7 protein-coding genes are annotated in these 9910 nt (G+C 68.0%); 3 read left to right on the forward strand and 4 right to left on the reverse strand.

The annotated features are described in order from the left end of the window. The coding region (locus tag UUA_RS16845; protein WP_008439092.1) for a M61 family metallopeptidase at positions 1-1578 on the reverse strand (1578 nt) is incomplete at its 3' end. A 317-nt stretch (positions 1579-1895) separates the two neighbouring features. Between UUA_RS16845 and UUA_RS16850 the strand changes: the two genes are divergently transcribed. The 3 genes from UUA_RS16850 to UUA_RS16860 all read left to right on the forward strand — a co-directional run bounded on the left by UUA_RS16850 (position 1896) and on the right by UUA_RS16860 (position 4871). Continuing rightward, complete coding sequence (locus UUA_RS16850) at positions 1896-2201, forward strand: hypothetical protein (protein WP_008439097.1); 306 nt, start codon at positions 1896-1898, stop codon at positions 2199-2201. Between the two features lie 38 nt (positions 2202-2239). Beyond that, entirely contained in the window at positions 2240-3961 is a 1722-nt protein-coding gene (locus tag UUA_RS16855; protein WP_008439100.1) for a tetratricopeptide repeat-containing diguanylate cyclase, read from the forward strand. 364 nt (positions 3962-4325) lie between these two features. After that, positions 4326-4871, forward strand: a complete 546-nt coding sequence (locus tag UUA_RS16860) for a peroxiredoxin (RefSeq protein WP_008439102.1) — start codon at positions 4326-4328, stop codon at positions 4869-4871. A 231-nt stretch (positions 4872-5102) separates the two neighbouring features. Here UUA_RS16860 and UUA_RS16865 read toward each other — a convergent pair whose 3' ends face one another. From UUA_RS16865 to UUA_RS16875, 3 genes are all read right to left on the reverse strand, one after another. After that, on the reverse strand, positions 5103-6959 hold the full coding sequence (locus UUA_RS16865; protein ID WP_008439104.1) for a hypothetical protein: 1857 nt from the start codon (positions 6957-6959) through the stop codon (positions 5103-5105). 421 nt (positions 6960-7380) lie between these two features. Further along, positions 7381-8496: an FUSC family protein gene (locus tag UUA_RS16870; protein WP_008439105.1), complete on the reverse strand. Its 1116-nt coding sequence runs from the start codon at positions 8494-8496 to the stop codon at positions 7381-7383. Then, positions 8493-9521, reverse strand: a complete 1029-nt coding sequence (locus UUA_RS16875) for a histone deacetylase family protein (RefSeq protein WP_008439106.1) — start codon at positions 9519-9521, stop codon at positions 8493-8495. The genes UUA_RS16870 and UUA_RS16875 overlap by 4 nt, the downstream gene beginning before the upstream one ends. Positions 9522-9910: the final 389 nt, after the last annotated feature.

The raw sequence follows: 9910 nt of genomic DNA on the forward strand, positions 1-9910 counted from the left end.
GTCGGTGTAGACCAGCTTCCAGCCGCTGCCTTCGATGCCGTCCAGCAGCGGCGGCGTGCGTGCATCGACGCGTGCGTGCAGGAAGCCGGCCCAGTCGTACGGCGCCACGCCGTTCAAGGTCGATACTACGTCGTCGAAAGTGTAGGTCCTGGTGACGAAGCTGCCGTCGTCGACGCCGAAGAATACGCGCGCGAAGTCGTCCAGCGACTTGCGGTCATGGGTCAGCGTGCGCAGCCTGGCGTCCACCGCCAGCCACAGCATCTGCCCGCCGCTGTAGTACTCCTCGCTCATCTGCCAGCTGCGGTACGGCAGGCCGGAGCGGCGCGCGGCGGTCGGGTCATTGGTGGTGTCCTCCAGCGTGCGCCAGCCGAAGCCGGGGCGGTTGCGCTCGTAGTTGGCCGCGACCATGGCCAGCGCATCGCGGAACTGCTCGGGCGTCCACAGGCCGGCGCGCGCGGTCAGCACGAAGCCCCAGTACTGCGTCTGCCCCTCGTACACCCACAACAGCGAATCGCCCATCGGCACGTTGAAGTTGGGCGTCCACAGGTCGACCGGGCGGCGGAACTTGCCGTTCCACGAATGCGTGTACTCGTGCGCCAGCAGGTCGCGGCCGGGGGCGGCGTCGCTCCAGGCGGTGAAGTAGTCGGCGCCCAGACCGTTCTCGCTGGACTGGTGATGCTCGAGGCCGTTGCCGTCCAGCTCGTCCGACAGCGAGAACAGGAAGTCGTAGTGGTCGTAATGGTGCGAGCCGAACAGCTTCGTCGCCTGCGTCACCAGCGCACGGTGCGCCTGCAACTGCGGCGGCGTGATCTCGAGATACTTCGGCGCATCGGCGACGATGTCCATGTGCACCGGCATCTTGCCGCCGGGGTTGAGGTCGACGCGCTTGAAGTAGCGGCCCGCGTAGATCGGCGAATCGACCAGCGTATTGAACGTCACCGGCTTGAAGCGGGTGGTGTCGCCCGCGTGCGAGGCCGGTTCCAGCGCGCTGCCGAACTGCCAGCCTTGCGGCAGCGTCACGCTGGGTGCGAAGGTGATGCCGCGCGTGTAGTAACCGGCCGGGTACAGCGCCATCTTGTTCCACTCCAGCGCCAGCATGCGGTCGGTCATCTCGATCGAGCCGTCGCTGCCCGTGCGGCCGGACAGGTACTGGAACTCCGCGTCGATGCTGGCGACGCCCGCCGGCACGTCGAGATGGAACGCGTACACGTCGTACTCGTCGCGCGTCCACGCCAGCGGCTTGCCGCCGGCGCTGAGCGCGAGACCGGCCAGCATGGCGATCGGGCCGGTCGGCGAGTGGTCGCCGGGAATCCACTGCGGATACAGCAGGGTCAAGGCGCCAGGCTGCACCGGAATCGTCTCGTGCACGCGAAAGATGCCCTGCGAGGTGTCGCCGGCATCGACGTGGATGGCGATCGCGCCAGGGTACGGCACGTCCTGCGGCGGCGGCACGCTGGCGCCCGGAACTTGCTGCGCTCCCAAGGGGCCCACCGCGAGCGCAAACGATGCGGCCATGACCACGCGCGCCACCCGGCGGGACACGGCAGCCGGCAACCCGGCGGAAAAGGCAACGGACATGACGGCTCCAGCGGGCGGGAGAGGGAATCGCGCAAACTTAGCACTGCTCGACCACGAGGTGAGCGTCTGCCCCGGCGCCACGTTGCCGATCCAGCCGCCGCGGGTTCGCCGCATGGCGCTGCGCAACCTGCCCGGCGCCGAGCCGATCGCCGGGGAGACGCTGGCGCTACCGCCCGCCGCGCCCTTGAAGCAGAATCGGGCCATGCGCGAGCGGCTGGCGGCGCTGGACCAGGAAGGTCCTGCGTCGCACGACACGCTGTGGCAATCCGTGGCGTTCGCAGAACGAATACCCGGGGAATCGGGAAAAGGGGGAAAACATGCCGGATACGATCGAACTGCTGGAAACCATCGGCCAGAACGCGGCTCTGCGCCACGCATCCGCCCATGAACTTGCGCCGATGCTCGAACAAGCGAAGGCATCCGAAGCCCTCAGATCTGCCATTGCCGCCGGCGACAGTTCGCTACTGTCCAGAGAGTTCGGGCACAAGGCGAACAAGGCCCCGCAGATCTCCAATGCGCCGGGGCACGAGGAAGACGAACCGGTCCACGATGACAATGGCGACGGCGACGACGAGCCGCGTCATCCGCTCGAACCCGACCGCCACAAGCCGCGCAAACAATAGCCTCACGCGCCATGCCCATCGGCCGGCAGGGAAAAGGAATGGGAGCGGTCCTGGCCGCCCTGCTTCTGTGCGTCCTGGCGCAGGCAGGTCACGCTGCCTACCCTCCCCGGATCACCGATGCAGGCGCTTTCCTCGACCAGACCGAGGAGCTGCGCATCAAGGACCACCGGCAGTTCACCCAGCGACTGGCGCAGATCCATCGCGAGTCGCCGGTGCTGACGACGGCGGAGCAATGGCACCTGCGCTATCTCGACGCGTTCGAGTCTTCGCTGGAGGGCAACTACGCCGCTGCGGAGCAGCCGCTTCGCGACGTGATTGACCATGCGGGCGATCCCACGCTTGCCACCAAAGCGCTGGCGCTGCTCATGAACAATCTGGCGGTCGGCCGTCGCTACGAAGACGCCTTCAAACTGGCTCACCAGCTCACGATCGAGCTGCCAAGGATCCGGGACAAAACAACCCGTCTCCAGGTCCTCAGCTACCTGTCCCAGACGTTGAACCTGGCCGGGCAGACGGATCTGGCGATCAAGTACGCCCACATGATGGAGGACATCGCTCCTTCGAAGACGACCTCGTGCTACTCGGGTACCAAGCTGGTGGCCGCGCTCTACAACGCCAGGCGGCTCACCTCCGCGAGCCCGGAACTGCAGCAGGTCATCGAGACGTGCGAAGCGGCCGGACAGCCCATCATGGCGACAACCATGCAGCTCATCCTCGGTACGCTCCACCTGGAAGAACACCAGCCAGCCAAGGCATTGGCACTGCTCGACCGGATAGCGCCCGACATCCGGATCAACCATTACTACCCGCACACGCTGTCTGCACAGGTGCAACGAGCTCAGGCGTACGCACAGCTGGGTAAAGATGATGACGCCCGAAAGGCGGCGCTCGCCGCCTTGGCAATGGCGGGCCCGAACGACGTCAACGACTATCTCAAGGATGCGTATGAAGTGCTCTACCAGGTTGCGAAGCGGCACGGCAACACAGCCGCCGCGCTGGCCTACTACGAACGCTATGTCGCCCAGGACAAGGGCTCGCTCGATGATGCCACCGCACAGGCACTGGCCTATCAAACGGTCCAGCAGCAGGTGCTGACCCGCAAAGTGGAAACCGAAGAGCTCGGCAGACAGAACAGTGTCCTCAAGCTGCAGCAGGCGCTGGACGCCAAGGCCGCGGAGACCAGCCGGCTCTACATCGCATTGCTGATCGCCCTGCTGTCGGCCATCGCGTTCTGGCTGATCCGCACCATGCGCTCGCAGAAGCGCTTCAAGCACATGGCGATCCGCGACGGGCTCACTGGCATCCTGAACCACCAGCACTTCATCAGCGAGGCCGATCGTGTGTTGCGCCTGCTGGAGAAGAAGCTCGGTCATGCCTGCCTGATATCCATCGACCTGGACCATTTCAAGCAGGTCAACGACACCCATGGCCACGCCATGGGCGATGCCGTGCTGAAGCGGGCCGTGGCCATCTGCCAGCAGCACCTGCGGCCCACCGACCTGTTCGGCCGGCTGGGCGGCGAGGAATTCGGCATCCTGCTACGCGAGTGCTCACGCGAGCAGGGCCTGGAGATCGCCGAGCGCATCCGGGTCGCCATCGGCACGCCGCCGACCGGGCAGGACGGACACCGCATAGCGATTTCCGCCAGCGTCGGCCTGGCCTGCACCGATACCTCACGCGGTCGCCCGGCGGCAACGGAAACCGGGTCACCAGCACCATGGCCTGCCCATCCATCGAGACCATCTGCGCCGGCTTGCTGACCACGGAATTGGCCGTCCATCCGGAACTGATCTGAATCTGCACGTCCTGCAGCGGATGATCGCTGCGGTTGTCGAGCTTCCAGCCGTCGATTTTCTGCAGCAGCGCATCCAGGTTCGGATCATCCCAGTCGACCTGGCCGACCGAAACGCTCGAGCGTGATTTGTCGTGGCCCATGTGCTGATCTCCGCAGGGTCTGCGAATGGACATGCTGGTGTGTTCCCGCGCCAACATAGCAGAACCGCCGCCTGGCGACGGCGCGGGGATGGCAGCCATGTCCATCATCCCTCCCCGCCGGCGGCGGCAGAGCATTGCCCACGGCTTCCGGCGTATAAGCTTGCTGATCCATCAGCCGAAGGAGGCCCCATGAATACCCTGCTGAAATTCGCCGCGCTCGTCCTGGTGGGGAGCGCCGCCCTCGCCGCCCCGGCGCTGGGCGCCCTGAAGGAAGGCGCCAGGGCGCCCGACTTTTCCGCGCCGGCCTATCTCGCCGGCCAGCCGTTCACGTTCAAGCTTGCCGATGCGCTGAAGAAGGGTCCGGTGGTGCTCTACTTCTTCCCCGCCGCGCACACCCCGGGCTGCAACCTGGAAGCGCACCTGTTCTCCGAGGCCATCGAGCAGTTCAAGGCGCAGCATGCCACGGTGATCGGCGTCACCGCCGGCAACACCTCGGAGCTGGCGGCGTTCTCGCAGGAGACCGAGCATTGCGGCGGCAAGTTCGCGGTTGCCGCGGACGAGGGCGCGAAGATCGCCAGGAGCTACGACGCGCTGCTGCCGATGCGGCCCGGCTGGTCGGACCGTACCTCCTACGTGATCGCCCCGTCCGGGCAGATCGTGCATGTCTATTCGAACCTGAATCCCAAGCAGCATGTGCGCGAGACGCTGGACGCCGTGAAGGCGCTCGGCAACTAGCGCACTGCGAAGGCGGCAGCGATTCGGCCGGCTCGCCTTGGGGCGAGCCGGCCGGTTTCAGGTGGATGAAAAACGACCCTGCCCCTCTTCAACGCGCCAGCTCCGCGCATGCCCGCCGCAGGAGCTGGTTACCTCAGATCAGGCGCCTGGCGTGGCTGATGCGCGACCAGCCATCCGTGGCCCGCACCAGCCAGGGGGTTTATTCGACACCCTGCCAGGAACGCCGCAGGTTCACGGTACGATCGCCGAGATGCGGGTGGCCCAGTTGCCCAGCGCGCCGCGCGTACCGCCGCACTGGAACAGCGGGGCGGTCAGGTACTCGCTCAGGGTGCAGGTCTGCGCGATGTATTCCGAGGCGGTCCAGATCGTGTTGCCATCCGCCGCCGCCGCGCCGTAATCGCCCCAGCGCGGGCGGTTGCCGGCCAGGTAGGGGATCCCGGTAAAGCCGTCCCACGGGCCCGCTCCCGCCGCGGCGACATGCACCTCGCCGGCGCCGAGCTTCGCGTCCAGCCCTGCATAGCCGGCGCTTGGATGGTCGTTCGGGCCGACCACGGTGAACGCGATGACGCCGCGCCCGCTCTGCGTGACGGCCGCCGCACCGTAGGTCAGGTTCGCGTCGGGCAGGGCCAGCGTGCCGTTGGCGGAGAGACCACCGGAGGCCGGATTGATGACGAAGTAGTTGATGCCCGAGCCGTGGCTGCCGTCGGCCAGCAGCACGTCGGTGTCCAGCGTGCCCCAGAGCTTGCCGTTGGCGTAGCTCACCTGCTGCATGCGCGAGTCGTTCACCGCCATCGGGCGCGGTGCGGGATAGACGATGTTGGGGTAACCCAGGTAGTTCGGCGCGCAACCTTTCAGCGCAAAGCAGTCACGCAGCGGCGTATCGCCCGGCTTCTGTTGCGCCAGGCTGCTCGGCACGGCATAGGTCTGCACGGTCAGCGGCGACACGTTCAGCGCCAGCGCCGCCGGCGCACTGTCGATGGCCTGCGTGTTCGACACCGACCACAGCCAGAGCGTGTTGGAGACGCCCGAGTCGTAGAACACCGCGTCCGAGCTCAGCAGGTACTCGGTGCCGCCGCGCGTGTCGACATACTGCCCGCCGGAGGAAATGGCCGGCCAGACCGTGAACGCCGGTGCTGGAACACTGGGGTCGCCACCGTTGAACAACACCACGTTCGGCGAAGCGGCACCGCCGGCCAGCGCCTGCTTGGAGATGGCGTAGATCTGTGCGCCGTAGAAGCCGTCGCCGAACAGCGCGAACTCGTTGGTGGTCAGGAAGATCGCGTTGGCGTCGGCACCGATATGCGGATAATCGCCCAGGCAGAAGCCGCCCGCGCAGCCGTGGTCCGGCGTTCCTTGGGTGCCGTTGTTCTGCACCGGCAGCCGGTAGATGGTCCAGGCGCCGGTGGGGTCGGCACCCTGGCTGACCGCGATGTCCAGATGGTTGGTGCCCGCCAGCGGCGAGGTGGTGCCGACGCGGTCGAGCGTGAGCACGACCTGGAACCAGCGCTGCGTGCCAGCGTCGTAATAGCAGGACGGGTCGGTGATGCTCGGTCCATACGTCCTGGTCGCGCGGTTGATCGCCGCCGGATAGCCGTAGAACGTGTTGAGATCGACGGGACCGACGAGTTTGTTGCCGGCCTTGTCGTAGATCGATAGCACGTCGTTGACGCTTTCCATGACGAAGCCGTTGCCGGCGCACAGGCCCTGGTCGGGCGGCTCCACCGAGAACTGGTTGCCGCCGTTGGCGTAACGCTGGTCATGGAAATCGAGGCCGTCGAAACCGCCCAGCAGCTGCGGGTTAGCCTTCGCGCGGCGGGCCGTTCCCATCCGGTTGCTGCCGGCGTGGCCGCGGGCGATGCTGCGGTTCACCACCGGCTGTGGCCCGAGGTCGCTGCCGCCACCCGAATCGGCCTCGCCGGCGGTCATCGCCGGATCCAGTTCCAGGTTCGTCAGCGCCTGCCCGCCGGTGGGCGTGGTCACGGGCGTGGTAGTGCCCGCCTTGTGCAGTTGGAGGGTGGTTGGGGTCACAGCCAGCGCGCTCGTGGCAAACGCCACGGCCGCCACTGCGAGGAGCAGTCGAGTCTTCATCGTGTCGGTCTCCGTTCGTCGTTGGGACCGCGCCCCCTGGAACGCCGGTGCCGCTCATGCCGGCACGGCGTCCACCGCTAGTACGCATACTTGACATACGCGCCCAGCCTACGCTAAGCGCGCCCGTGTGAAGTCGCCGTCGCCATCCCCCGGTGGAACCGGCCGGTCCGCGCCGGCATGCCGGCGCCGGAGCCGCCGATCCCCGGGGCGGGTCCCGCGGGCTCCGCTTTCCGGCAGTGGCTGGCGCGCTGGTGCTCGCGCCTGACGGCGTGAGCGACGAAGGCCGCGAATCGCTACCGCCCTGCGAGGCGTGCCAGCCCGGCGTGGCTCCGGGGTACGGGTTGGCGTGGCGGCGCGGGCGCCGCCGAGGCGTTCTCCAGGCGCAAGCCCTGCCGCGGGCGCTTCCTGCCCCGGGCTTCCGTCAACGCCCGCCGCGGCGTCTGCCTTTCATCCGTGCCGGCACCAGTGCCCGCAGCGACTGGCCGACCGCGGCACGCAGCCGTGGCTGGTGCATGACCACGCCGCCGAGCAGGCCGACCACGCAGCCCAGCGTGGTATCCAGGAAGCGCGACTGGATCAGCGCCGCGTGCGAGGCCTGCGGGTCGAGCCTGGCGGCCTCGGCCAGCAGGATCGTCAGCGGCGTGATGAACACCGTTGCCAAGCCGTAATGGCGCACGATCAGCCACTCCACCGTGAACGACAACAGCATCAGGATCGGCGCCACCGTCCAGGGACCCAGCGGCAACGACAGCAGGCCCCACGCCACCAGCATGCCGACTGCGGTACCGACGACGCGTTGCAGGTTGCGATTCCACACCGCGCGCAGCGTCGTACCCTGGATCACCGCCATGCAGCTCACCGGCACCCAGTACGGCCGCTCCATCTGCAAGACCACCGCGAGCAGCAGCGAGAGGCCGACCAGCGCGCCGATCAGCACCGAGTCGAGCACCACGTAGTCGAAGGTGGGTTGTGGCAGCGGCTCCACCGGCGTCGGCGCCTGCAGGCGCAGCACGATCAGGCTGTAGCCAAAGGCGATGACGGTCGCCAGCAGCCCGCCGAGAAACACCAGGCCGACCCTCAGCGGCAGCTCCAGAAACGGCACCGGGGAATACGCGCCGATGGCCGCGACCATCACGAAGAACAGGCTGGCCGGCGGCCCCACGCGGTAGTAGCGGCAGGCCATCGTGACCAGCACCGCGATCACCGTCAGCAGCGGCACCGTCGCCACCGCCACGGCGTGGCTCATGATGCCGAGCGCGTAGCACGCCGAGATGGCGAACGCGCAGGCCATCAGCCTGGCCATGCGGTGGTGCATCGGCGTGTCGGGCAGGTACAGGAACGCCAGCCCGCCCAGCGACGAGACCAGTCCGTAATCGAGCCGACCGAAGTACACGCCCACCAGCACCGGCAAGCCGGTGGCCAGCCCGGCCGCCACCGGCATCTGCCAGCGCCGGCGCGAAGGATGGAACGTGGACAGGTGCTGCCACTCGGTGCGCAGCCAGCGCCCCAACGCCGTGCCGTCGGGCGTCTGGCTCATGGCCCGGCGAACGCCGCGAGCACGCCGGCCACGTTGTCGCCGATCCCGGCGACGGCGTAGCCACCTTCCTGCACCAGCACCGACGGCAGGCCCAGCGCGGCGATGCGCGCGCCCAGCCGCGGGAAATCCGCCGTCCCCAACTTGAACTGGCTGATCGGATCACCCTCGAAAATGTCCACGCCCAGCGAAACGACCAGCGCCTGCGCGGCGTAATCGGCCACCAGTCCAAGCGCACGATCGAGCGTTTCCGCATAGCGCGCCCAGTCGGTGCCGCGCGGCAGCGGGAAGTTGTGGTTGTAACCCTCGCCTGCCCCGGTGCCGCGCTCGTCCGCGTAGCCGAGGTAGAACGGGTATTCGGTATCCGGATCGCCGTGGATCGAGACAAACAGCACGTCGTCGCGATCCCGGAAGATGTCCTGGGTGCCGTTGCCGTGGTGGTAGTCCACGTCGAGTACTGCGACCCGGGCCAGGCCGGCATCGCGCAGGCGCTGCGCCGCCAGCGCCGCGTTGTTGAGGAAACAGTAACCGCCGAACATTGCGCGCCCGGCATGGTGGCCGGGCGGCCGGCACAGGGCATAGGCGCTGCGCTCGCCCGCGGCGACCAGGTCCGCGGCGGTCAGCGCGCAGCACGCCGACGCCCGTGCCGCCCGCCAGGTGCCTTCCACGATCGGGCTGCCGGCATCGAAGGCGTAGTAACCCAGGCGCGCATGCAGGCCCGCGGGTACGCGGTCGCGACGCATGCCGCGCGCCGGGAACGCCCCCGGCAGCATGAAGCCGCCGCGGCCTTCCGCTTGCCATTCGGCGTACGCCCCGCGCAGGAACGCCAGGTAGTCCGCATCGTGCACGCGGGCGAGCACGGCATCGTCGTACTCGCGCGGCGCTTCCACCGCCCAGCCGGCGCGCGCGATCGCCGCCAGGATGTGGTCGACCCGCGCCGGCATCTCGAAGCACGGCACCAGCTCGCCGCGGTGCAGTTCCATGCCGCCGTCATGCAGGGCGTGCAGCGGTGAGTGGATCGTCCTCATCGAAGCCTCATGGCGAAAGAAAGCGTGGCTGCATCGTTCCACTGGAGAGAGCGATCAAAGCGGGTGGAGCCGCTTTCCGCGCTTGCCTGTGCGCGGTCAAACTGTGCAGCGCACGCAGGCCACCCCGGGGACGCCCTGCTCGCGTCCACCCGGCCCGCAGCGCCGTTGCCGCCACGCCAAGGCTTGCCGCCACCTTCCACCATCGGACCACCCACCCTCAGGTATTGTCCCTGACATCTTCTCCGTTCGCCCGGATCAAGTTCGGGGCAGGCTCTGAGCGTAGGCCGAAGGCCGAAGTCGAAGGACACGCTCTTAAGCCCGTTCGTCCTGAGCGTAGGCCGAAGGCCGAAGTCGAAGGACACGCCGGCGATGGGGGCGGCCCTCACCTG

Origin of the sequence: Rhodanobacter thiooxydans LCS2 (genome assembly GCF_000264375.1) — a bacterium.
Taxonomy (GTDB): Bacteria; Pseudomonadota; Gammaproteobacteria; order Xanthomonadales; family Rhodanobacteraceae; genus Rhodanobacter; species Rhodanobacter thiooxydans.